This window comes from Gammaproteobacteria bacterium, from assembly GCA_013214945.1.
Taxonomy (GTDB): Bacteria; Pseudomonadota; Gammaproteobacteria; order Enterobacterales; family Psychrobiaceae; genus Psychrobium.
This window is the reverse complement of the sequence record JABSRT010000013.1, coordinates 1-24,235: the sequence shown is the minus strand read 5'-3', so window position 1 is coordinate 24,235 and position 24,235 is coordinate 1. Positions and strand designations below refer to the sequence as shown.

The 24,235-nt window shown below is 43.0% G+C and carries 24 protein-coding genes; 13 read left to right on the top strand and 11 right to left on the bottom strand.

Annotation, left to right across the window (positions count from 1 at the left end; genetic code table 11):
• Positions 1 to 4 precede the first annotated feature (4 nt).
• A complete protein-coding gene (locus tag HRU23_11475; GenBank protein NRA54755.1) occupies positions 5 to 1,186 on the bottom strand; it encodes an acyl-CoA dehydrogenase in 1,182 nt (393 codons plus the stop codon).
• 152 nt (positions 1,187 to 1,338) lie between these two features.
• Here HRU23_11475 and HRU23_11470 point away from each other — a divergent pair, with 152 nt between their 5' ends.
• Positions 1,339 to 2,223: a LysR family transcriptional regulator gene (locus HRU23_11470; GenBank protein NRA54754.1), complete on the top strand. Its 885-nt coding sequence runs from the start codon at positions 1,339 to 1,341 to the stop codon at positions 2,221 to 2,223.
• Positions 2,224 to 2,225: 2 nt separating this feature from the next.
• Here HRU23_11470 and HRU23_11465 read toward each other — a convergent pair whose 3' ends face one another.
• The 3 genes from HRU23_11465 to HRU23_11455 all read right to left on the bottom strand — a co-directional run bounded on the left by HRU23_11465 (position 2,226) and on the right by HRU23_11455 (position 4,843).
• Positions 2,226 to 2,735, bottom strand: coding sequence for a redoxin family protein (locus tag HRU23_11465; GenBank protein NRA54753.1), 510 nt, complete (start codon positions 2,733 to 2,735; stop codon positions 2,226 to 2,228).
• A gap of 167 nt (positions 2,736 to 2,902) precedes the next feature.
• Positions 2,903 to 3,679: a 3-hydroxyacyl-CoA dehydrogenase gene (locus HRU23_11460; GenBank protein NRA54752.1), complete on the bottom strand. Its 777-nt coding sequence runs from the start codon at positions 3,677 to 3,679 to the stop codon at positions 2,903 to 2,905.
• A 12-nt stretch (positions 3,680 to 3,691) separates the two neighbouring features.
• Complete coding sequence (locus HRU23_11455; GenBank protein NRA54751.1) at positions 3,692 to 4,843, bottom strand: acyl-CoA dehydrogenase family protein; 1,152 nt, start codon at positions 4,841 to 4,843, stop codon at positions 3,692 to 3,694.
• A gap of 126 nt (positions 4,844 to 4,969) precedes the next feature.
• Between HRU23_11455 and HRU23_11450 the strand changes: the two genes are divergently transcribed.
• Complete coding sequence (locus tag HRU23_11450) at positions 4,970 to 5,968, top strand: AraC family transcriptional regulator ligand-binding domain-containing protein (GenBank protein ID NRA54750.1); 999 nt, start codon at positions 4,970 to 4,972, stop codon at positions 5,966 to 5,968.
• An 8-nt stretch (positions 5,969 to 5,976) separates the two neighbouring features.
• On the opposite strand, the gene HRU23_11445 is transcribed toward HRU23_11450, so the two are convergent.
• Positions 5,977 to 6,276 (bottom strand): integration host factor subunit alpha, encoded by a 300-nt coding sequence (locus tag HRU23_11445; GenBank protein ID NRA54749.1) that lies wholly within the window; start codon positions 6,274 to 6,276, stop codon positions 5,977 to 5,979.
• Positions 6,277 to 6,830: 554 nt separating this feature from the next.
• Here HRU23_11445 and rpsL point away from each other — a divergent pair.
• The 8 genes from rpsL (at position 6,831) to HRU23_11405 (ending at position 16,123) form a co-directional block, all read left to right on the top strand.
• Positions 6,831 to 7,205: a 30S ribosomal protein S12 gene (rpsL, locus tag HRU23_11440; GenBank protein NRA54748.1), complete on the top strand. Its 375-nt coding sequence runs from the start codon at positions 6,831 to 6,833 to the stop codon at positions 7,203 to 7,205.
• Positions 7,206 to 7,288: 83 nt separating this feature from the next.
• Positions 7,289 to 7,759, top strand: a complete 471-nt coding sequence (rpsG, locus tag HRU23_11435; protein NRA54747.1) for a 30S ribosomal protein S7 — start codon at positions 7,289 to 7,291, stop codon at positions 7,757 to 7,759.
• 99 nt (positions 7,760 to 7,858) lie between these two features.
• The gene (fusA, locus tag HRU23_11430) at positions 7,859 to 9,955 is read left to right on the top strand and encodes an elongation factor G (GenBank protein ID NRA54746.1); all 2,097 of its coding nucleotides are present in this window, start codon (positions 7,859 to 7,861) and stop codon (positions 9,953 to 9,955) included.
• Positions 9,956 to 10,016: 61 nt separating this feature from the next.
• A complete protein-coding gene (gene tuf / locus HRU23_11425) occupies positions 10,017 to 11,201 on the top strand; it encodes an elongation factor Tu (GenBank protein ID NRA54745.1) in 1,185 nt (394 codons plus the stop codon).
• Between the two features lie 1,017 nt (positions 11,202 to 12,218).
• Positions 12,219 to 14,063: a methyl-accepting chemotaxis protein gene (locus tag HRU23_11420; GenBank protein NRA54744.1), complete on the top strand. Its 1,845-nt coding sequence runs from the start codon at positions 12,219 to 12,221 to the stop codon at positions 14,061 to 14,063.
• Positions 14,064 to 14,331: 268 nt separating this feature from the next.
• Positions 14,332 to 14,544, top strand: a complete 213-nt coding sequence (locus tag HRU23_11415; protein NRA54743.1) for a hypothetical protein — start codon at positions 14,332 to 14,334, stop codon at positions 14,542 to 14,544.
• A 6-nt stretch (positions 14,545 to 14,550) separates the two neighbouring features.
• Positions 14,551 to 15,006, top strand: coding sequence for a hypothetical protein (locus HRU23_11410; GenBank protein NRA54742.1), 456 nt, complete (start codon positions 14,551 to 14,553; stop codon positions 15,004 to 15,006).
• Positions 14,996 to 16,123, top strand: coding sequence for a methyl-accepting chemotaxis protein (locus HRU23_11405; protein ID NRA54741.1), 1,128 nt, complete (start codon positions 14,996 to 14,998; stop codon positions 16,121 to 16,123). The genes HRU23_11410 and HRU23_11405 overlap by 11 nt, the downstream gene beginning before the upstream one ends.
• 99 nt (positions 16,124 to 16,222) lie before the next feature.
• Here the strand turns inward: HRU23_11405 and ccmE are convergent, their stop codons facing one another.
• The 6 genes from ccmE to ccmI all read right to left on the bottom strand — a co-directional run bounded on the left by ccmE (position 16,223) and on the right by ccmI (position 20,528).
• Positions 16,223 to 16,726: a cytochrome c maturation protein CcmE gene (gene ccmE / locus HRU23_11400; GenBank protein NRA54740.1), complete on the bottom strand. Its 504-nt coding sequence runs from the start codon at positions 16,724 to 16,726 to the stop codon at positions 16,223 to 16,225.
• Positions 16,710 to 16,928 carry a heme exporter protein CcmD gene (gene ccmD, locus HRU23_11395; GenBank protein ID NRA54739.1) on the bottom strand — a complete coding sequence of 73 codons (219 nt, stop codon included), beginning with the start codon at positions 16,926 to 16,928 and terminating at the stop codon, positions 16,710 to 16,712. The genes ccmE and ccmD overlap by 17 nt, the downstream gene beginning before the upstream one ends.
• Entirely contained in the window at positions 16,928 to 17,671 is a 744-nt protein-coding gene (locus HRU23_11390; GenBank protein NRA54738.1) for a heme ABC transporter permease, read from the bottom strand. The genes ccmD and HRU23_11390 overlap by 1 nt, the downstream gene beginning before the upstream one ends.
• 26 nt (positions 17,672 to 17,697) lie before the next feature.
• Complete coding sequence (ccmB, locus tag HRU23_11385; protein ID NRA54737.1) at positions 17,698 to 18,384, bottom strand: heme exporter protein CcmB; 687 nt, start codon at positions 18,382 to 18,384, stop codon at positions 17,698 to 17,700.
• 22 nt (positions 18,385 to 18,406) lie between these two features.
• Positions 18,407 to 19,039, bottom strand: a complete 633-nt coding sequence (gene ccmA, locus HRU23_11380) for a cytochrome c biogenesis heme-transporting ATPase CcmA (protein ID NRA54736.1) — start codon at positions 19,037 to 19,039, stop codon at positions 18,407 to 18,409.
• Positions 19,040 to 19,283: 244 nt separating this feature from the next.
• Complete coding sequence (ccmI, locus tag HRU23_11375; protein NRA54735.1) at positions 19,284 to 20,528, bottom strand: c-type cytochrome biogenesis protein CcmI; 1,245 nt, start codon at positions 20,526 to 20,528, stop codon at positions 19,284 to 19,286.
• 554 nt (positions 20,529 to 21,082) lie between these two features.
• Here ccmI and HRU23_11370 point away from each other — a divergent pair.
• From HRU23_11370 to HRU23_11360, 3 genes are read left to right on the top strand one after another with little or no spacing between them, the layout of a single operon-like run.
• Positions 21,083 to 23,062, top strand: a complete 1,980-nt coding sequence (locus HRU23_11370; protein ID NRA54734.1) for a heme lyase CcmF/NrfE family subunit — start codon at positions 21,083 to 21,085, stop codon at positions 23,060 to 23,062.
• Positions 23,063 to 23,071: 9 nt separating this feature from the next.
• The gene (locus HRU23_11365; protein ID NRA54733.1) at positions 23,072 to 23,623 is read left to right on the top strand and encodes a DsbE family thiol:disulfide interchange protein; all 552 of its coding nucleotides are present in this window, start codon (positions 23,072 to 23,074) and stop codon (positions 23,621 to 23,623) included.
• A gap of 14 nt (positions 23,624 to 23,637) precedes the next feature.
• On the top strand, positions 23,638 to 24,117 hold the full coding sequence (locus HRU23_11360) for a cytochrome c-type biogenesis protein CcmH (protein NRA54732.1): 480 nt from the start codon (positions 23,638 to 23,640) through the stop codon (positions 24,115 to 24,117).
• The last annotated feature ends 118 nt before the right edge of the window (positions 24,118 to 24,235 follow it).

Sequence of the window (24,235 nt, the reverse complement as noted above, 5' to 3'; positions counted from 1 at the left end):
GTTGTTAGCAGAATGCTGGAATGCCGGTGATGGCACGACCAAGAATTAAGGCGTGAATATCGTGGGTGCCCTCATAGGTATTAACGGCCTCTAGATTCATAACGTGGCGTATCACGCCAAACTCATCACTAATGCCATTGCCACCGTGCATATCGCGAGATACCCGGGCAATGTCGAGAGATTTGCCACAGTTATTGCGTTTAAGCATTGAGATAAGTTCAACCGGGCAGCTACCGGCGTCCATTAGGCGGCCCATTTGCAAACAACCTTGCAAGCCAAGGCTTATTTCTGTTTGCATGTCTGCGAGTTTCTTTTGGATCAGCTGATTAGCTGCCAGTGGACGGTTAAACTGTTTACGATCAAGGGTATAATTTCTGGCTGCATTGAAACAGAACTCGGCCGCGCCTAATGAGCCCCAAGCAATGCCGTAACGCGCTTTGTTCAGGCAGCCGAATGGCCCCGCTAGTCCTTTGATATCAGGAAAGATGTTTTCTGCTGGTACCAGCACATTGTCCATCACGATTTCACCGGTAATCGAGGCGCGTAATGAAAATTTACCAGAAATTTTAGGTGCTGATAAACCAGTCATGCCTTTTTCTAAAATGAAACCTCTGATCACGCCGTCAAGCTTGGCCCACACCACAAAAACATCGGCAATCGGGGAATTTGTTATCCACATTTTGGTGCCCGTTAATGTGTAACCGCCATCAACCTTAGTCGCGCGAGTGAGCATTGACGATGGATCGCTGCCCGAATCGGGTTCGGTTAAACCAAAACAGCCAATCCACTGACCAGACGCTAATTTAGGTAAATATTTGAGTCGCTGCGCTTGGGTGCCATAGCTATAAATAGGGTGCATTACCAACGATGACTGTACGCTCATCGCGCTGCGGTAACCGCTGTCAACCCGCTCTACTTCACGGGCAATCAACCCATAGCTGACATAATTGATGTCACTGCCGCCGTATTCACTTGGCAACGTCGCGCCGAGCAACCCTAAATCGCCAAGTTCGCGCATGATGGCTGGGTCAAAAACCTCATTACGGTTGGCTTCGAGTACCCTTGGCAATAATTTTTGTTGGCAATAGGCATGGGCACTATCGCGGATCATTCGCTCTTCTTCGGTCAGCTGCTGATCTAAAAACATGGGGTCTTGCCAATTGAAGGGGGTTAGGGACTGACTCATTAGACTGCTCCGTATCAAGTGATGACTCATGGCCAATCGCTCTATAGAGTTGGATTGGTCTGTCGTTTGTATTTTGATCTGTTTTTATACTTTACCCCTCTTCGTATAATAAATATAATATATTGAATTTATACTTTGGATATAATTATTTTATGAACCTCAAGCGTCTCGATTATTTTTGCCAATTGGCCAAGGTCGGTAATTTCACCCGTGCTGCGCAGCAAATTGGCATTGCTCAGCCTGCGCTTAGCATTGCGATTCGAAAACTAGAACAAGAGTTGGGGCTGAAGTTAATTAACCGGGCTGAAAAAAATGATTTATTAACCTCTGAAGGTAAAGTGCTGCTTAAATCGGCAACTAAACTATTAGCGCAGGCCGAACAAGTTAAGCTTGAGCTGCAAGAGCTAAAAGACTTGAGCAAGGGCACGGTGCGAGTTGGTATTTCAACCATGATGGGTTCGTATTATTTATCTGAGGCTATTGTCGCATTTAAACAACAATATCCTCATATTGTGGTGCAGTTGGTTGACCAAGGCACTGCGGCGCTTGAAATGATGCTGTCTAATGGCGAGCTTGATTTGGCATTGCTGCGTGATGTCAACGTCGGAACTCATCTGCGTTATGTCAGCATCATCGAAGAGCAAATGGTGGCAGGAGTCGCTGCTAATCATCCATTCGCTAAGGAATCGACAATTACTTTGGCCCAATTTTGTCGTGAGCCGTTGGTATTATTTCACGAGGGATATTTTTTGCGAGAGGCGGTTAGTGAATATTCAAAAAAACAACGTATTTCGCTTGATCTTCGGATGGAAACTAACCTCATTAAACTGCAACGGGATTTAGTTAGAAATGGGATTGGGATTACGACCTGTTTGCCTAAAATTTTCGAGCATGATAATCAATTATCAGCGGTGCCCTTTAATCCTCCTATTGTGTTAAAACTGGGCTTGGCCTGGAAGAAAAATCACTATGTATCGATGGCCAGTAATGCATTTATTGAATTTCTTAAACAACGAGTTGCAATGACGACTCAATAGATTTAACCGAGTTCACTTCGCGTTAATTGCTGTAACCCAGTTAAAAGCGGTGGCAAACATGGTCTGGTCAACGGGTTGTCTGCGATATCACTGAGTACTAAGCGACCTTTGTCATCGACTAAAAATAATGCCGGCTCAGCAAATGGATGGTTGGTTTCTTGCAAATCTTTAGGCACTGAGACATGGAGGTTTAATTGATACATATGCTCAATCGATAAGCCAAATGCTAACGGATATGACACACTAAGTTGTGGCAAATGCTGTTGTAATTGTTCGCTGTTATCGGCTGATGCAGCAATAAGATCGATGTCGATAGCGGCGAACTGATCTTTATACTGATTTAGTTGGTTTAAATAGTCGGTACAGCTTGGACTATGGTGGCCGCGATAAATAATAATTAGTTGCCACGCCAAACCATGGCCTGGTTTGCCAAGAGCAACCTGCTGACCGTTAATTGTTGATAACATGACCAGAGGGAACTGTTCTTCAGTCCTTGGTTTGAGTCTATTCATACGCTATCCATATTTAAATGCTATCCATTGAGACTCAAGTATAGATTTCATTGATTTTTTTGCATGAATATAGAGCGAAAAAGCAGTTTTATTTGTTAACCAATTACAATGATTGAAAAAAAACTGTTTGTTGATGCGATAAATTCAACAAACAGCAGCTCAGAGCATTATTTAGGAGGCATTCTGATAGCGGCGTCTAATCGCACGGTTTCACCATTAAAATAACTATTTTCGATCATGTGCACGACAAGACGACCAAATTCGCTAGGCAGGCCCATGCGTTTAGGAAACTGAATTTTTTCGACCAAGGATTCTTGAACATTTTCAGGCATGGCCAGTAACATTGGCGTGCCCATAATGCCAGGTGCAATGGTATTAACCCGAATACCATTGCGCGCAAGATCTCGCGCCATCGGTAGTGTCATACCGACCACACCACTTTTGCTGGCGGCATAAGCACATTGACCCATTTGTCCGTCATAGGCGGCAACTGATGCGGTGTTGATAATAATACCGCGTTCATTGGCTTCTCCAGTGGCTACATTTCTGGCCATGCACTGGGCAGCGATGCGAGCGACATTAAATGTGCCGACTAGATTGATTGTTACCGCTTTGCTGAAATCGCTTAAAGGTTGCGCCTGACCATCGCGATCTAAGACCTTTTTTGCCGGGGCAATGCCTGCACAGTTTATGCAGATATCTACTTGGCCAAATTTTTCGACCACGTGCTCAAAAGCCGCTGCAACAGAACTGTCACTGGTGACATCTGTTTGCACAAAAAGACAGTTGTCGTGGCCAAACTCGGTAACGACTTGCGCTGCTGCTTGCTGGTTCAGATCAAAAATGGCGACCTTGGCACCGGCTTTAATCAGTTGCTCTAAGGTCGCTAGACCTAAACCTGAAGCGCCACCAGTGATTACGGCGACTTTGTTTTGTAGATCCATTATTTGCTCCTGTTAATCTTTTAATAAGTCACGAGCAATGATTACTCGTTGTATTTCGCTGGTGCCTTCATAAATCGTCGTTATACGGACATCACGTACCAAACGTTCAATCGGATACTCTTTGCTATAACCCGCGCCACCAAGTAATTGCAATGCGGTATAACAAGCGTCGTTGGCTTTTTCAGATGCAAAGACCTTGGCCATTGAAGCACTTGTCGCAAAGGGTTGGCCTTGATCTTTATAGGCGGCTGCTTGCATTAACAATAAACGCGCCGCTTCTAATTCAGTATAGCGGTCAGCGAGCATCCATTGTAATCCTTGAAAATTCGCCAGTGATTGGCCAAATTGGTGGCGCTGTTTAATGTAAGCTTTGGCATAATCCATGGCCGCTAAACCGATCCCAAGTGCGAGCGAACCAATGCCGATACGGCCACCGGCCAGTTCGGTGACGGCTATTTTAAAACCTTGGTTTAATTCCCCTAACAGTGCTGAAGCGGGCACCTTACATTGATCAAAAACAACCTCGTTAGTTGCCGAAGCTTTTTGGCCCATTTTGTCTTCTGCGGGGGAAATGGTGATGCCAGCAGTATCTGCATCAACCAAAAAGCAACTAATGCCTTTGCCGCGAGGCGCCTCTGGATCGGTTACCGCCCAAACCACGAACACACCGGCGTATTCAGCTGAAGTTATAAATAGCTTGCTGCCACTGATGATAAAGTTATCGCCGCTTTTTATCGCTTGGGTAGTCATGGCCGATGGATCTGATCCAGCGTTAGACTCAGTCAGACAAAAGCCGCCAGCGTAAAATTCACCGCTGCATATTTTAGGTAAATAATGGTCTTTTTGATCGCGATTACCAACCGCTTGAATCACTTCTGCGACCATGTTGGTGACCGATGTGGTTACGGCTGTTGCGGCGCACCCTCGGGCTAATTGAGTGATCGCCAAGCTAAATGCTGCGCTGCCAGCGCCAATCCCACCATATTGTTCATCAATATTAATGCCCATAAAGCCAAGTTCTGCCAGCTGCTTTATTTGGGATAAAAATTGCGCTTGATCGCCTTTGTGATCAAGGTTTTGGGCATTGGGCTGTAATTGGTTAATTGAAAACTGGCGGGCAGTTTCTTCAATCATGAGTTCTTCTTCGCTAAATGAAAGCTGCATACAGGCACTCGTTTAAATTTAAATAACGATTAATTCTCGGTCAAAGTGATGGATATTAACAGGACATTAAAGATTGATGATGTCACTATATCGCTCACGTTTAAATTTGTTTGTTGGTAAGTTATAATGGCAACTATAGGAAAACACTATATTGAGGCGGCTTGTTATGCAGCGAAAGAACGTGGAGTTGACACTAATACGCTCATAATGATGGCTGGTTTTGCGCCAAGTGTTAGCAAAAATAAAGATCAGCGGATCAGTGATATTTCGATGGTTCGTTTATTAAATTCACTAAAATTAGCAACGAACGACGGATTTTTAGGTTTCTCAGATGGCCAGGTACCAGTTAATTTTTTTGAGCTGCTGTTGCAAAGTCTGGGATATTGTCAGAACGTTGAGCAGTCATTGTCAACCCTAAAAACAGGTCTGGCACTGGCCCAGTGTCAGTTGTTAATAAGTTATCAAGCCGATGAAGTAAAGCTTAAGTTAGTGCATCAATATCTAGATCCTGAGCATTTTTTATTAGAATATTTACTGGTGTTTATCCATCGGATTTTAAGTTGGTTAACGGGGCGAGTTATTCCGATTTTCCGAGCTGAAATCAATTATCGACCAACGGGATACTTACCAGAATTTGAATTTCTGTTCCGTTGCCCTGTCGTGTTCGACACTATCGACAATGCATTAGTCTTTAAGCGGCAATGGTTAGCTTTATCGATTGTGCGCCAGCGTGATGAGTTAGCACAAGTTATCGCTGAATTTCCCATGGTTGTATTACGTTACCCAGGAGATGAATTGCAATTAAGCCGGCTGTTATATCAACAGATTGTTAAGGTGTTTTTTGAAGCTACGCGTATATTGACCGCTTCAGAGGCTGCCTTAAGATTAGCAATGAGCCCAGCAACTCTACGACGGCAACTGGCGTCACAGTCGACTAGCTTTAGCCAAATTAAGGCTGAATTTTGTAAAGAGCAGGCGTTGCGCTTGCTCGTCCAAGATCAAAGCATCGAGCAAATAGCCTACTGTTTAGGCTATAGCGAATCTCGCGCTTTTTCGCGGGCATTTAAGCAGTGGACGGGCTTAACCCCGTCACAATACCGCGTCTTAAAAACTAATACCGATTAACGATGTCGTTAATCGGAGTTGGCTTTGAGTTGTTCAACTCGGGCTTTTAGTTTTTGTCCGGCTCTAAATGTCACGACGCGTCGAGCGGTAATTGGAATATCTTCACCAGTTTTTGGATTACGGCCGGGTCGTTCGGCCTTATCCCGTAAATCGAAGTTGCCAAAGCCCGATAACTTGATCTGTTCACCTTGCTCAAGCGAGCCACGTAATTCTTCAAAAAACAGTTCAACCATTTCTTTGGCTTCTTTTTTACTATAGTTTAGCTTTTCAAATAAGTGTTCAGCCATTTCGGCTTTTGTAAGGGCCATAAACAAATCTCTTTATTGTGATAAGAATGAGTAAGTTGTGATTTAACGGCTTTAAATACCACTGTGTGTACTTTATGGTGCTACCTGCTCGTATTATGAGAGCGATACTGCCACTTACTACTAAATGTAATGTGCTCACTTAAACAGCAGTTATAAAGTTAGTTTATGTCAACCAACTGATTTTCGCCAATTTTTTAACCGATTTTACTAAAATTAATATTGGATTTAGTAAAAAATGGGCTAATAGCCGCTTGGGCAGGGAATGTTGACGCAATTATTAAGCTTATTTGATTAAAATTACTGGCGGTGTCAAAAGAGCAAAATAGCAGGGTTTTACCTCGTGTATTACAGGTAAAATTGAAATGTATGGCTTGTTTGTGGTGCTTATGGATCAATTTAGCGTTAAAATATGAGCTTGTTCACAGCTAAAACTGGTTATTTCTTGACACATGGCGGCTATGAGCATAAAATTTCGCGTCCCTATTTTTTGGGGATAGATTTTTCACCTATACGCTCGGGGAACCGAGTGAGAATTTAACTAACTAGGAGCTATAATGGCAACAGTTAATCAACTTGTGCGCAAAGCTCGCGTAAAAAAGGTATCTAAGACTAACGTACCTGCTTTAGAAGCGTGTCCACAACGTCGTGGTGTATGTACTCGTGTATATACTACTACACCTAAAAAACCTAACTCAGCACTACGTAAAGTTGCTCGTGTTCGTTTAACTAACGGCTTCGAAGTAACTTCATACATCGGTGGTGAAGGTCACAACTTACAAGAGCACAGCGTTATCTTAATCCGCGGTGGTCGTGTTAAAGATTTACCTGGTGTTCGTTACCACACAGTTCGCGGAACATTAGATTGTTCTGGCGTATCTGATCGTCGCCAAGGTCGCTCAAAGTACGGTGCTAAAAAGCCTAAGGCTTAATAGTTCTCCGACAGTAAGGCCAAGCAAACGAAACATAAGTATTAACCTGTTTTGGGGTAACCTGAACACATTGGAGAAATAAGATGCCAAGAAGACGCGTCGTAGGTCAACGAAAAATCCTTCCAGATCCTAAATTTAAATCAGAGATCCTGGCAAAATTCGTAAACATCGTAATGGTTGACGGTAAGAAGTCTACTGCTGAAAAAATCGTATACGTTGCTCTAGACGTCGCTGCTGAGAAATCAGGCAAAGGCCACGTTGAATTATTCGAAGAAGCACTGGCAAACATTTGCCCTACGGTAGAAGTTAAATCTCGCCGTGTTGGTGGTTCTACGTACCAAGTGCCATGTGAAGTACGTCCAGTACGTCGTAATGCACTAGCAATGCGTTGGTTAGTTGAATTCTCGCGTAAGCGTGGTGAAAAATCTATGGCCCAACGTCTAGCCGGTGAATTAGTTGACGCTCTTGATAACAAGGGTGCTTCAGTTAAGAAGCGTGAAGATGTACACCGTATGGCAGAAGCAAACAAAGCGTTTGCTCACTACCGCTGGTAGAAATTATTTAAACGCCTTAATTTTTACAATTAAGGTTTTGTTCACTCTACTTGGGCATGGTTCAAATAGAGTGGATATTGCGAAAAGGATACATTCATCGTGGCACGTACTACCCCAATAGAGTTATACCGAAATATCGGTATTGTTGCTCACGTTGATGCAGGTAAAACAACAACTACCGAGCGCGTTTTGTTTTACACGGGTCTTTCTCATAAGATCGGTGAAGTACATGATGGCGCGGCTACCATGGACTGGATGGAGCAGGAGCAGGAGCGTGGTATTACTATCACCTCAGCTGCAACTACAACGTTCTGGTCTGGTATGGACAAGCAGTATAAAGAGCATCGAATCAATATTATTGATACTCCTGGGCACGTTGACTTCACCATTGAAGTTGAACGTTCACTGCGAGTGCTCGATGGTGCTGTAGTTGTATTTTGTGGTTCATCAGGCGTAGAGCCTCAGTCAGAAACCGTATGGCGACAGGCTGATAAGTACGAAGTACCGCGTATGGTATTTGTAAATAAGATGGACCGTGCTGGTGCCGACTTTGATGTAGTAATCGACCAAATCCGTAATCGTTTAGGTGCCAATTGTGTGCCGATTCAAATGAATATTGGTGCGGAAGAGAACTTCGAAGGCGTAATCGATCTTCTGAAAATGAAGGCGATTAACTGGAATGAAGAAGATCAAGGTAATACCTTTAGTTATTACGAAATCCCTGCCGATCTGTTAGATCGTGCCGAGGAGATGCGTGAAGAAATGGTTGAAGCTGCGGCTGAAGCCAATGATGAACTAATGGAAAAGTATCTTGAAGATGGCGAGCTTTCTGAATCAGAAATTAAAGCCGGTCTTCGTCAGCGCACATTAGCAAACGAAATTGTACTCGCGACTTGTGGTTCAGCATTTAAAAATAAGGGCGTTCAAGCGGTATTAGACGCAGTTGTCGACTATTTACCCGCCCCTACTGAAGTTAAGCCTATTATTGGTCTTGATGAAGATGACAATGAAATCACTCGTCCTGCAGACGATAATGCGCCTTTCGCAGCATTAGCATTTAAGATTGCTACCGACCCATTCGTGGGTACGTTAACTTTCATCCGCGTATATTCAGGAGTCGTAACGACTGGCGCTCACGTCTTTAATTCTGTTAAGCAGAAACGTGAACGACTAGGCCGTATCGTGCAAATGCACGCTAACGATCGAAATGAGATTAAAGAAGTCCGCGCTGGTGATATCGCCGCGCTAATTGGTCTTAAAGATGTTACTACAGGCGATACATTATGTGATTTAGACCACAAGGTGGTTTTAGAGCGCATGGAGTTTCCTGAACCTGTTATTGCGATTGCGGTTGAACCAAGAACGCAAGCTGACCAAGAAAAAATGGGTGTCGCGCTAGGTAAACTAGCGGCAGAAGATCCATCATTCAAAGTTGAATCTGATCCGGAAACGGGCCAGACCATCATCTCAGGAATGGGTGAGCTGCATCTTGATATTATCGTTGATCGCATGAAGCGCGAATTTAGCGTCGATTGTAATGTTGGTAAACCTCAAGTGGCTTACCGTGAAACTATCAAAAGCTCAGTTGAAGCGGAAGGTAAGTTTGTGCGTCAGTCTGGCGGTCGTGGTCAGTATGGTCATGTTCGCTTAAGACTTGAGCCTCAGGAAATTGGTTTTGGCTACGAATTCGTTAATGAAATTGTAGGTGGATCGGTTCCTAAGGAGTATATCAATGCAGTTGATAAAGGTTGTGCAGAAGCAATGAACTCTGGCGTGCTCGCTGGGTTCCCAATGCTTGATGTTAAAGTAACCTTATTCGATGGCTCGTACCATGATGTTGACTCAAATGAAATGGCGTTTAAAGTTGCCGGCTCAATGGGCTTTAGAAATGGTTGTCACGATGCTGATCCGATATTACTTGAACCTATGATGAAGGTTGAAGTTACCACTCCAGAAAACTGGATGGGTGATGTTGTAGGTGACTTAAACCGTCGCCGCGGCATGATAGACGGAATGGAAGATGGCGTAGCTGGTATCAAGCTAGTTTTCGCAAAGGTTCCTTTATCAGAAATGTTCGGTTATGCTACCGCTCTACGTTCTGCTACACAGGGCCGAGCTTCGTACTCAATGGAATTCCTAGAGTACAGTGAAGCGCCAAAGAATATTGCAGACGCAGTAATCTCAGGCAAACGTTAATCAATTAAATTGACCCCTACCTTAAAGGTAGTGGTCTTAACACATAAAGAAGGTAATTCTCGTGTCTAAAGAAAAATTTGAACGTCTCAAAACCCACGTCAACGTTGGTACTATCGGTCACGTCGATCACGGTAAGACAACTCTTACTGCTGCAATCACTAAAGTTCTAGCTGAAACTTACGGCGGCGACGTTAAAGCATTCGATCAAATCGATAATGCTCCTGAAGAAAAAGCACGTGGCATAACTATCTCTACTTCTCACGTAGAATATGATACTCCTGCACGTCACTACGCACACGTAGATTGTCCTGGTCACGCCGATTATGTTAAGAACATGATCACTGGTGCTGCACAGATGGACGGCGCGATCCTAGTTGTTGCTGCAACTGACGGCCCTATGCCACAAACTCGTGAGCACATCTTGCTTTCACGTCAGGTTGGCGTTCCTTTCATCATCGTATTCATGAACAAATGTGACATGGTTGATGACGAAGAACTTCTTGAGCTAGTAGAAATGGAAGTTCGTGAACTTCTTTCTGAATATGAATTCCCAGGTGATGACCTTCCTGTAATTCAGGGTTCTGCACTTAAAGCGCTTGAAGGCGATGCAGAATGGATCCCTAAGATCCTTGAACTAGCTGATGCTCTTGATACTTACATTCCAGAGCCAGAGCGTGACATCGATAAGCCATTCCTTCTTCCTATCGAAGATGTTTTCTCAATCTCAGGCCGTGGTACTGTTGTAACTGGTCGTGTTGAGCGTGGTATCGTTAAAGTTGGTGAGTCAGTAGAAATCGTTGGTATCAAAGAAACTGCTACTTCAACTTGTACTGGTGTTGAAATGTTCCGTAAACTGCTTGACGAAGGTCGTGCTGGTGAGAACGTTGGTGTTCTTCTACGTGGTATCAAGCGTGAAGAAATCGAACGTGGTCAGGTTCTAGCTGCTCCAGCTTCAATCAACCCACACACTACTTTCGAATCAGAAGTATACGTACTAAGCAAAGATGAAGGCGGACGTCACACTCCATTCTTCAAAGGTTACCGTCCACAGTTCTACTTCCGTACAACTGACGTAACTGGTGCTGTAGAGCTTCCTGAAGGCGTTGAAATGGTAATGCCTGGTGATAACCTTAAGTTTGTTGTTGAGCTAATTTGCCCAATCGCAATGGACGAAGGTCTACGCTTTGCAATCCGTGAAGGCGGTCGTACCGTTGGCGCTGGTGTTGTAGCTAAAATCATCAAGTAATTTTAACTTTATAGTTAAAATTGATGGTTGAAAAAAGGTCGCGCGAGCGGCCTTTTTTATTGCCTGTAGAAAAGTAAGTTGTCGACTATTTGCAATAAATAGCTTGAAGTTAGACGGGTACGTTACCGCTGGTGTTGTAGGCACCTTGTTAGGTAAAGTCATCAAGTAATAATAACATTATCGTTAAAATTGATGGTTGAAAAAAGGTCGCGCGAGCGGCCTTTTTTAATGCCTGTAAAAAGTAAATTGTCGATTTTTCACTATAGATAGTTTGACGTTACGCGGGTAGGTTACCGCTGGTGTTGTAGGCACTTTGTTAGGTAAAGTCATCAAGTAATTTTAACTTTATAGTTAAAATTGATGGTTGAAAAAAGGTCGCGCAAGCGGCCTTTTTTAATGCCTATAGAAAAGTAACAACAAAAGTAAGTTGTCGACTTTTTAGTATAGATATGGATAGCTTGTAGTTAGGCGGTCATGCCGTTACCGCTGGTGTTGTAAGCACCTTGTTAAGTAAAGTCATCAAGTAATTTTAACGTTATAGTTAAAATTGATGGTTGAAAAAAAGGTCGCGTAAGCGGCCTTTTTTATGTTCAGGACTAAATGGATTTAGGAGGTAGAACTAATAGAACTAAGCATTGCAGGTTTCCTGCTCCTGCAAAACCTAAGTACCTACATCCTTGTGGGCAATGACAAAGAGCGATGATTACCTATAAAAAAGTAACAAAAAAAGTTAATTGCCGATTTTCTGTCATTGACCTCATCACGATGGTCTAACTATTTGCTGCTATTGCCAATTTCAGCAGGGGGTATGTTACTTATTATTTTTTGTTTTTTTATAACACCACCATTGTGTGACCTCGCTCAGCAAATTTCCGTTCAAGTTAGCCATATCAGCTATTATTTAGACTAATGCTACCGTACAATCCCGACTTTTGCATGTGAACTAAAACAACAGTTCGACAAATGGAATTATTGTGGCGTGTGGTATAAATAATTATAAGCTGTAAGAGGTAAAGCATGTCTATCAAAAATAAGTTGATCTTAAGTACTTTGTTTTTAGTCGCGAGTTTGTTTGTATTATTGGTATTAAAGGAAGTAACCGCTAATTCAATTGGTGGATTAACCAAAGGAATTGAGCTAACTGCTCTAATCGAGAAAGGAATTTTAGAGGTTAGGCGTGAAGAAAAAGACTTCTTGGCCAGAAAAGAATTAATATTCCGTGACAAGCATCAACAGCACAGTACAGAAACAATTGAACACATAGAGCGTTTGAAATTGATTTTTGACCAATACGAGATTGAGTCAACCGTCTTGACTGAACTTAAGCGCGCTATAGCACAATATAGTCAAAGTTTTAGTGTATTGGTGGTTAAGCAGCAATTAATTGGTTTGGACGCTACAGGCGGTCTTAATGGCCAATTACATCGTGCTGCGAATGTTGTTAAGGAAGAGCTAGACTACTTACCGGCAGAGTTTCTAATTAGTTTATCGCAACTGCGACATGATGAAAAAGATTTCATCTTACGCCGCGATGCTAAATATATCGAAGCTTTCAAAGCGCATTACAAAAAACTAGAGTTTAATTTATCGATTAGTTCACCGACAGCAGCTATTCTGCTAACAAAATATCACGATACTTTTCTTGCGCTAACGTCGGCTTATCAAGCAATGGGGTTGACCCCGAAACTTGGGCTGCTTGGTCAAATGCATCGTTCGGTAGATAGCGCAGAAACCTTATTAATACAGGTCGTTGATGATACTCGAGCGCAACTTGCTACTACGACAGAAACAACAAATACGCTATTTTATGTGTTGTTTAGTTTTATCGTCGTATTAGTTATTGCGGTATTGTATGTCGTGGGCAGTGGAATTTTACGGCCGATTCATGCTTTACGTGATTTGATGACTGAAATAGGCGCCACTAATAATTTAACCTTACGAGCAAATGAGCAGGGTCGAGACGAGATCGCCGAAATGGCTCAGCAGTTTAACGCAATGGTTAAACAGTTTTCAGTGATTATCTCTGGAGTGAATTACTCGGTCAGCACGTTAAATGGCGCGACCGATAAGCTGTCAAAGAACATCACTGAGAGCCACCAAAACGTCGAAAAGCAATTAGTCGAAACAGATATGGTGGTGATAGCTGTCGCTCAAATGGTCGAAACTATTGATGAAATAGCGCGTAATACGACTGATGCCGCCAGTAAAGCGATTGCAACCAACGAGAGTGCTTTAGTGGGGCAAGAAGGGGTTAATGAAACGATTGAGCAAATCAAATTATTATCTGACAACTTGCAGATATCCGAGCAGCAAGTGACAGAGCTGGTTGCTGATAGCCAAAACATTGGATCCGTACTGGATGTTATTCGTAATATCGCTGAGCAAACAAACTTACTAGCATTAAATGCAGCCATTGAAGCAGCGCGTGCTGGTGACCAAGGTCGTGGTTTTGCGGTCGTTGCGGATGAAGTGAGAACTTTAGCTAGCCGAACGCAAGAGTCGACCAAAGAGATTGAGGTTATTATCGCACAATTGCAAAGTAGGATTAAAAATATGGAAGGATTAATGGCTGAATGCCGCCATCAGGGGCACTATAGTTCTGAAAAAGCGGCAGCAGCAGGCACTATGCTTAGCGAGATAACCAATAACATCACCACGATTACTGATATGACTAACTCTATTGCTGCAGCCATTGAAGAGCAAAGCATGGTCGCAATCGAAGTGAATCAGCATGTCGGGTCTATCCGCGACCTTGCGGATAAAACGGCGGCTTCATCCGATCAAAACGCTAGCATGAGTGATGAACTGTCTCAGCAAGCGACGTCGCTAGATCAAACTGTCGCACAATTCCGCGTCAGCTAATTATTATTAAATACCAGCACATGGAGGTGCTGTTAGCCGCAATGGACTGATTTGTAACAAGCGAATCTGTTTCAGAATTACATTAGCATAACTAATATAAATGACAATTAATAAAGCTGTTTGGCTGAGCTTGACCTACTCAGTTAACGTTAAGCACCTTAGAACATTTAAATCTAAGTATATACTCTAAAGTGGTCACAATATTCAAGGAGGAATATGATGCCTATTAAGTACAAACTTATGTTCAGTACTGCATTGCTAGGATTTAATGGTATTAGTAAATGCCTATACCGGTAATGCGATTAACGATATTTCTCAAGCGATTGTGCTGACTTCGAAAATTGAAAACGGTATTTTAGAACTGCGGCGAGATGAGAAGGATTTTATTGCTCGCAAGCTGCCAAAGTATGTCGAAAAATACAACAAACACAGCAGTTCCCTCCAGCAAACAATTGTTAACTTGCGTGATATTTTTAAATAAAATGGGATGGAGACTAAAGATCTTGACCAGTTAAAAATAGCGATAACACAATATAACCAACACTTCTTATCCTTAGTCGAGCAACAAAAAATTATCGGCTATCATGCTAAAGAGGGCTTATACGGCGAGTTACGTGATGCCGCTCATGATATTGAGGACATGCTCAAAAAATCAAATTCAAATTCAAATTTATTAGTCGGGTTATTGCAACTGCGCCGTGATGAAAATGATTTTATGTTGCGAGTCGATGGTAAATATATTACCAAATTCGATCAGCACTTTAAGGAAATGAACGCTAAATTTTTATCCATGAATAGCCCCCCTCCTGAGCAACTAACCCAATATCGCGAAAAGTTCATCAATTTAACCCAAGCTTATCAGGCCATGGGAATGACGCCAGACACTGGCATCATGGGTGAGATGCGCAGCAGTATTCACAGTACCCAAGCAAATGGTCACTAGCACTAAATTGCAACTCGACAGTACCAAAAGTTACATGTCAGCTTTACTTTACGTATTCTTTTGCTTGGTTTTTACGGTCGCTATTTTTGGTTCAGTTTTAATTAGTCGCAGTATTTTACGACCGGTTAATGCCTTACGTAATGTCATGGTCGCGATTGGTTCGACCAAGGACTTAACGTTGCGTGCAAACGAGCAAGGGCAAGATGAGTTAGCGCAAATGTCTCACCACTTTAATGCGATGGTTAATCAATTTGAGGGGATAATTAGTGAAGTTAATCGCTCGGTTGTGGAATTAAATAACGCCACCGAACAATTATCTAATAATATTACTGACAGTCATCAAGGGGTCGAAACACAACTCATCGAGTCGGACTCTGTTGCGACCGCAGTGACCCAAATGGTCGCGACTATTGATGGTATTAGCATTAATACTGGCGATGCAAAAAATAAGGCGGAGGCGACTAGCCAAAGTGCCCAAATGGGACAGCTAGGAGTGAGTGATACCATTAGTCAAATCGATTTATTGTCTGCTAATTTGAGCCGTTCAGAGACAGAGGTGGCCAAATTAGTGATTGATAGCCAGAACATAGGTTCGGTGCTCGATGTTATTCGCAGTATTGCAGAACAAGCTAATTTGTTGGCACTTAATGCCGCCATTGAAGCGGCGCGGGCCGGTGAGCAAGGGCGAGGCTTTGCTGTGGTGGCCGATGAAGTACGAACTTTAGCGAGCCGAACGCAAGATTCGACCAGTGAAATTGAAACCATTATTACTCAGTTGCAGGCACGGACTCAAAATATGGTTGGTCTGATTGCAGACTGTTTGAGCCAAGGTCAGCAAAGCTCACAAAAAGCCGGAGCTGCAGGGAAAATGCTGACAGAGATAACCAATAATGTCACCCAAATTACGGATATGACATCAACGATTGCCAATGCAATTACAGAGCAAGGTGTAGGGGTCGCAGCGGTCAATAATCATATTGTTTCAATTCGAGAGGTTGCCAGTAAGGCATCTGGTTCTTCTCGGAAAAACAGTAAAATGAGCGAAAATTTATTGCTGCAGGCGCAGGCTTTACATCAATCCGTTAAATTGTTTAAGGTCTCGGCTGTCGGCGGATAGTTATTAGCAATAAAAAAGCGGTAACGACTCTCATCGTTACCGCTTTTTTTATTGCGTTATCTAATTGCTATTATCATCTGTTTTAACCACTAACAATGATCAGTTAACTAGCGGAGCTGTCTCACTACCGGCTTGTTGCAGCTCACTATATTCAAGCTTCTTATGTTGCTTGCCCATCGCTTCTGCAATTTCTGGCGAGGTGTAATTTTCGTCGTGCTTGGCTAGCACTTCTGATGCTTTAACCCGTTGCGGTGATATCAGCGAGCCATTGGCGACTATCGCTTGGCCTTCTCGGAACAAGTCTGGCAGCAAACCTTCGTATTCCACGGTAATTTCGTCTACATTGTCGTAAATAATAAATGACACTTTCAAGTTGTCACTATTACGTATTACAGAACCTTGTTTAACCATGCCACCAACGCGAAGTCGTTGACCAATTTGTGGTTTTATACCGCTATCATCTTTACCTTTAATTATTTCGTGCGGGGTATAAAACAAATCAATATTTTGACTCAGGGCGTATAACATCAGCCCAATCACTGACGCAACACCAACAAAGATGATACTGATTATAGTTAAACGTTGCTTACGTCTTGGATTCATTATGCTGATTTCCTTCTCTATATTTTTTCAATTTCTGATCTCGTACTTGTTTTGAGCGGATGTCATTAATTAAACTTTTACGTTTTCGGACACTGATGACAACCAAACTGAGCAGTAAAATAAACGCAGTTCCATAGGATAACCACACGTAAAATGCGTAGCCACCCATCGCAAAAAAATCGTTTAATGATTCAAAATGCATTAACTTGCCTCCTTAGCAACCAGTTCTTTAACCCAAGGACGCATCGAGTTACGGGCAATGACTTCGTTTCTAAAACGTACTAGCGTAATTGCGGCAATCATCAGGGCGAAACCTAGCAGGTTAACTAATAAAGGCCATAACATTTCGTTGCTCATTGACGGTTTATCGAGTTTCGAAATAGTGGCACCTTGATGCAGGGTGTTCCACCATTCGACCGAGTATTTAATAATAGGAATGTTGATCACGCCCACTAAGGTTAAAATGCCGGCGGCGCGTCCTGCCAGCACTTTGTCCTCAAATGAGTTATGCAGTGCGATAACCCCCAAGTATAAAAACAATAAAATAAGCTGTGAGGTCAGACGGGCATCCCAAATCCACCAAGTGCCCCACATTGGTTTTCCCCAAGCGGCTCCGGTGATGAGCGCAATAGCCGTTAGTACCGCGCCAACCGGGGCGATAGCTGCAGCCGCGGCATCGGCCAATTTTATTTGCCATACCATGCCAACCAACGCCGCTGTGGCCATCGCCATGTAAGTACTCATCGACAATGTTGCCGCTGGCACATGGATAAAGATGATCCGGTAGCTATCGCCTTGTTGGTAATCTGCCGGTGCAAAGACCAGCCCCCACACCGTGCCAATCAGTAAAGTAATAATACTTGATCCGACAAACCATGGCAGTAACTTGCTGGCGAGCTCGTAACTACGTTCTGGTTTGGCGTATGGGTGTAACCATTTCCACATAACAATACTCATTTATAAATTTAGGTTTAATTGGTACTAACTCTTAAGGCCGCGCCAATAGCAAAGGGCGTTAAAGTTAACGAGCCACTCAATAGTGCAGCTATGATAGCAAGATGTCCGCTGTAAGGCATACCCAGTGCAGCTGCTTCTATTGCGCTGGTTGCAAAAATTAATACCGGAATGTATAACGGCAATACCAGCAAGCTCAACAATACTCCGCCTTTTTTTATGCCTACAGTTAGCGCAACACCAATGCCACCGATCAGGCTTAATATAGGTGTGCCTAAGGCTAGGGTCGCGATTAATGCGCTATAGGCTGTTTCTTCAAGATGAAGCAATAATGCCAGTAGCGGGGCAATTAAAATAATGGGTAGCCCGGTCAGCAACCAATGCGCAAATACCTTGGCCAGCACCATAACAAATAACGGCTGTGGACTCAGCAGCATTTGTTCTAGCGAGCCGTCATTGTAATCATTTTTAAATAAACGCTCTAGTGACAATAACGCAGACAACAAGGCCGCGACCCAGATAACGCCAGGGGCAATTCGGGTTAATGTTGCCGTTTCAGAGCCAATGCCCAGTGGAAACAAGGTAATAACGATAACAAAGAATATTAATGGGTTAAAAACGTCCCCTTTATTACGCACCGCAACTTGAAGGTCACGTTTTAGTACGATAAGAAAGGTCTGCCAGTAGCTTAGAGGTTGATTCATAAAAGAGTTCGCTGATGGCTCGTTAGTAAAAGTTATAATCTAGGGTGAGTCGCTGCAGTCGCTGCGCACCTAATTTTATGTCTTGATGGCTGGTTAACACAATTGCGCCGCCGTTATCGATATGTTTGATAAAAAGCGCTTCGAGTTCGCTGACACCAGCTTTGTCGATAGCGGTAAAGGGTTCGTCTAAGATCCAAATTTTAGCCTGACTTTGCCATAATCTCGCTAAGGCGATACGACGGTTTTGACCTGCTGATAAGTGCGAGGCCAGTGCATCTTCAAAACCGGTTAATTTGACGTTGGCAAGTGCTTGTTCGAGATCGTGGCATTGCTCGCCATGTAATTTTAGATTGAAGTCGAGATTTTCTTCGGCACTCAGTTCACCTTTAACCCCAGCTAAGTGGCCAATAAACATCAATTGTTCGTAGTAGCTGTCTCGGCACTTGCTGATCGACTCACCATTAAACGCGACGTCACCGTCGTATGGTCGCGACAGCCCGGCCAAAATTCGCAATAAGCTTGTTTTTCCCGCGCCATTGGGACCTTCTATTTGGATAAAGTCACCGGCACAAAGGTCGAAACTTAACTCGTCAAACAAGACACGTTCTTCGCGAATACAGGTCAATTTGTTGGCGGATAATAGCACTTGGCTCATTGTTACTTACAGGCCTTTATTTATACATGCAATGGGTTCGAGCGCCAATATAGCATAATGACGAATATTTGTGGCGAGCATTTAACGCAATATTGATGCAGGTCATTAGGGAGCGGTTAAGCACGATAAACATCTGTAACCTACTAATATTGTTTATCGTGCTTAGAGCAAAGCCCCAAACTAACTGCGTCAAATTTAATCAACGCATCAACGCATCAACGCATCAACGCATCAGCGGCAAGTTCTATTTAACGACGGTATCAATAGTTAGCAAGTAAGGCTGCTCACTATTAAGAGCTGCATGGTCAATAAAGCCCTGAAGATCGCCTGGTTTTATGCCCGCACTACCGGTTTTAGAGATAACCGCGAATAATTTAACCTGTTGATGATCGCTAATCTTTGCTGCCGGGGTCATTGCTAATGAGTCATCTAACACGATATCAGTAGGCAACTCGCCCGCGGTTAATTTGATTGCAGCCAGCGGCATCCGCGCGCCGTCAACGGGAATAGCATAGATAAAGACTGTTTGCTGGTCATCGTATTGGCCCTTTAGTTCATCGCTTATGCTGACGTTAACTTTTAGGCTGGCGGTGGGTGCGGCTTTTGGCAATTGTGGTAACGTTTCGCCGGTTAAGCTTAAGCGTTCTTTTGCTTGGGCTATCGCGTTAGTTAATGCGTTACGATCAATGCCTGGACGATTGGTGTTTAAAATCCGCTGCCAATAGATTGCCGCGTCAGCATATTTTGCATTAGAGAAGCTGTCCATGCCTAACAAAACTAAGGTTGCAGTATCTTCAGGATCTAAAGTTAATGCGCGCTGGGTCAGAGCGATGATCGCAGGTGTCATCTTGCCTTCATTTTTGTAATAAAGCGCCTGAGCCTGTGGACCGATAAACTCTGCGTGTTCACCTTCTAATTCTATTAATAGATTGAAAGCATTGACGGATTTATCAAATTGGCCAGCGGAAACATAAGCATGTGCTAACCGATATAATAACTGAGAGTTGGTTGGGTCTTGAGCAACCTGCTGTTCAATTTGTTGCAAGGTTAAAGGTTGCTGTTGTTCTGGAGTCATATTTGAGTGTGCAGAATCAACGGCCGCTTGAGTCGGCGGTGTTAAACGGTCGAGCGCGCCAAGCTTTAGGTACAGAGTGGTGCTTAAAGCAACAGTCAAAATACTTGCAAGAACGGGCCACGCCATAGTACGTTTGCCAACTTTTAATTGCTGTTCTTGTGTTGCCTCATCTTGAATTAATTTTCGACCGAGTTCGGTGCTTAAAGTTTCAAACTCAGCTTGACTGATCAATTGATCATCCAATTGTTGCTCAAGTTTGAGTCGTGATTGTCGGTAGCTTAATTTGTTCGCTTGCGAGCGACTGTTGACTGATGTTATTTGAAGTTTGGTATTGCGGAAATATGGCCACCAGATGATAACAAGCGCAATAGCAAGTAAGGCGGCGATGGCTATCCAAAAATTTGTTGTCATCATTGACGTTTTACCTCGAGTTTAATTAAATCATTTTTACTACCCGTTAGATAAGCTTTATGCAAAAAGTTCCCTAACTAAACCGGTATGATTGCGGGCGTTAGTTAGAATAAAACTGTGATAAGGCGGCTAATAAGTGGAGCAAATACAGTGGCAGGGATTGTACGTTAAATTATCATCTGTTGTAGAGCTATCGAATCATTTTTTGCGCTGGCGCAATTATCGCAGCTCAAAGGTTAAATATTATTATTGGGTTGCGTGATCCGTATCAATATCTTCAAGATGGGATTGTGGACAATAGCCCGTCGTAGCAGCTTGAAAGATTAATGGTCGAGCTAGCCGAATAATTCTCAGTATTGAAAGTTGACATTATGCGGTATCATAGCCCTGATTTTTGGAAATTGTTTTTTTCAATTATTTTATTTATCGGTGCAACTATTAACCAGACTTTTAGCTCTACTAGACTGAGATGATTAAGCACCCTAGATTGTTCTTAAAAAATCGTAGCCAGTAAGCAAGCTTTAGTAGTAAATATTAGAAATTTTTGAGGTAATAAAATGATCCCTGAACTTGGTAACTTTTCGCTGATAGTTGGACTCGCGTTCGCTATTTGCTTAAGTGTTATTCCTTTAGTTGGTGTGAGCGGAAATAATTTAACGCTAGTTAGATACGCTCGACCATTAACTTTTGGGATGTTTTTATTTACGCTCATCAGTTATCTATTTTTAACATCGAGTTTTGTCAGCGATGACTTTTCGGTGTTATATGTTGCTCAACACTCCAATAGTCATTTGCCTATTCAATATAAATTTGCCGCGGTATTTGGCGGACATGAAGGCTCGTTATTGCTGTGGGTATTAATGCTAACGTCGTGGGCTGGAACGCTGGCTGTTTCAAGTCGGAAGTTAGACGAAGCCTTTGTCGCTCGCGTTTTGGCGGTGTTAGGCATGATTATCGTCGGCTTTATGCTATTTACCTTGCTTACTTCAAACCCGTTTGAACGCTTATTGCCTAATTTCCCTGCAGAAGGGCGCGATCTTAATCCGCTGTTACAAGACATTGGCTTAATTGTTCATCCGCCGATGCTGTACTTAGGTTGGAGCGGTTTTTCAGTCGCCTTTGCTTTTGCAATTGCGGCACTATTAACTGGCCGAATGGATGCGGCATGGGCACGCTGGACTCGTCCTTGGACACTCGCAGCTTGGTCATTCCTTTCGATTGGCATTACGCTTGGCAGTTGGTGGGCATATTATGAACTTGGCTGGGGCGGTTGGTGGTTTTGGGATCCGGTAGAAAATGCTTCATTTATGCCATGGATTGTCGGTACCGCTCTTATTCACGCCTTGTCAGTAACAGAGCAACGCGGTGCATTTAGAAACTGGACTATCTTATTAGCGATATCTGCATTTTCATTAAGCTTGCTCGGTACTTTCTTGGTGCGCTCCGGTGTGATTAATTCGGTCCATTCATTTGCGTCGGATCCTGGTCGTGGCATGTTTATTTTGATGCTACTTGCTACCGCTGTCATCGGCTCATTAACCTTGTTTGCGTTTAAAGCGAGTCAGTTAAAGAGTACATCTAAGTTTGAGTTGTATTCAAAAGAAACATTTATTTTGGCGGGCAATATCGCGTTGGTTGTTGCTACGGCGACAGTATTGCTTGGCACCTTATTTCCTTTATTACTCGATGCGCTTAACATGGGTAAAATATCAGTAGGACCTCCTTACTTTAATGCTGTGTTTAACCCAATCGTTGCATTAATGGCCATGATGATGGGTGTTGCGCCAATTATTCGTTGGAAGAAAAATAAAGCGGGTACCTTCCGTCAAGAGCTGGGGTTAGTCGCACTCGCAAGTATCGTATTCGGCATTGCTTTTCCGTTTGTTTATGGCGGTGAATTTATTACTTGGGTTGCTGTTGGGATGGGCTTAGCCTTTTGGTTAATTACCGCAACGATAAAAAATGCTAAAACAACCGTCACTAATGCCGAGGGGAAAATTGATTTCTCTCGACCTAATCAAAGTTATTGGGGCATGGTGGTGTCCCACTTTGGTATCGCAGTTGCTATTATCGGTGCCACTATGGTGTCATTTTATGAAACGCAACTTGATATTCGAATGGATGTCGGTTCAAAAGTTGAACTTAGCGGTTATGAGTTTGTTTTTGGTGGCATCAAAGATGTCGCTGGTCCGAACTACACCGCTAAGCAAGGTCAATTTAAGGTGTTTGTAGAAGGTAAGCAAATTGCATTATTACAACCTGAACGTCGAATTTATCGCGTTCAAACCATGGGCATGACAGAAGCTGGCATTGACAGCACACTAACCCGCGACCTATTCGTCGCATTAGGTGACCCGTTAGATAATGATGCATGGGCCGTTCGAGTTTACGTTAAACCTTTTATTAACCTATTATGGATGGCTGGGGCATTAGTCGCTTTGGGTGGCTTTATTTGTATTGGCGATCGACGCTACCGAGTCAAGAAAACAGCCGATAATAAACAACAGCCAATAGAAACTGTTGCTGCTGGTGTATAAGGATTAAAGATGAAACGTTTTATATTATTTGTACCGTTAATTTTATTTTTGGTCTTGGGCGCTTTTTTATATAAAGGGCTATTTCTTAATCCCAAAGCAATGCCATCGGCGTTAGAGGGTAAACCTGTACCTGCATTTAAGCTGTTAACAGTGACCAAGGGAGATCGTGTTGTTACTCAAGCCGATTTGTTAGGAGATTATTATTTACTAAATGTCTGGGCTACATGGTGTCCGTCTTGCAAAGCTGAGCACCCATACTTATTAGATATCGCGCGTAGTGGCATCCCTATTTACGGTATTAATTACAAAGATGACTTAAGCGCCGCAGCTAAATGGCTTAGTGACTATCAAGATCCTTATCGTTTTAGTGTGTTTGACGTAGAAGGAAATCTGGGGCTAAATCTTGGAGTATACGGTGCGCCGGAAACATTCTTGGTTGACCATAAAGGGATTATACGTCTTCGTTATGCTGGAGTGATTGATAATAATTCGTGGGGCAAAAAGTTTGTGCCACTGATTAATACTATAAAGTCGGAGATGACTAGGGATAGTTCGTCATGAGATTATTAGTCACCATGCTATTTAGTTTATTGATAGTGCTTAGTAGTAGTGCGCAAGCTGGGTCAGTTGAAACCTATCAATTTTCAAAATCAGAATATGAAGTACGTTTTCACGATCTCAATAAAATTCTACGCTGTCCAAAGTGTCAAAATCAGAACTTAGCCGATTCAAATTCGATGATCTCACAAGATTTACGCCGTGAAGTGTATCGCTTAATGGAGGAGGGGCGCAGTGATGATCAGATCATGGAATTTATGGTGATGCGATATGGCGATTTTGTACTGTATAAGCCAAGATTTGACGGTGTCACGTATTTCTTATGGTTAGGGCCGATTGGTTTTGGTGTATTAGGTCTACTTATATTAGTAGTAGTGGTCTTTCGTCAGCGCAAGAGTCGTAATGCTATTGTTAGTGCAGATGAAAGTAACGGTGAGCACTTAAGCGTTGAAGAAAAGGAAAAATTAGATCGGATCTTAAAACGCGACAGCGACTAGTCACATAACTAGCTATATAAGTAGAGAAAGGGGCAACTAAGGTTGTAATGCGTGTCAGTTAAGAGCTGATGCGCATTTTTTTGGTTTCTTTTCAGCGTAACGTTTTGGTCTTGATTTC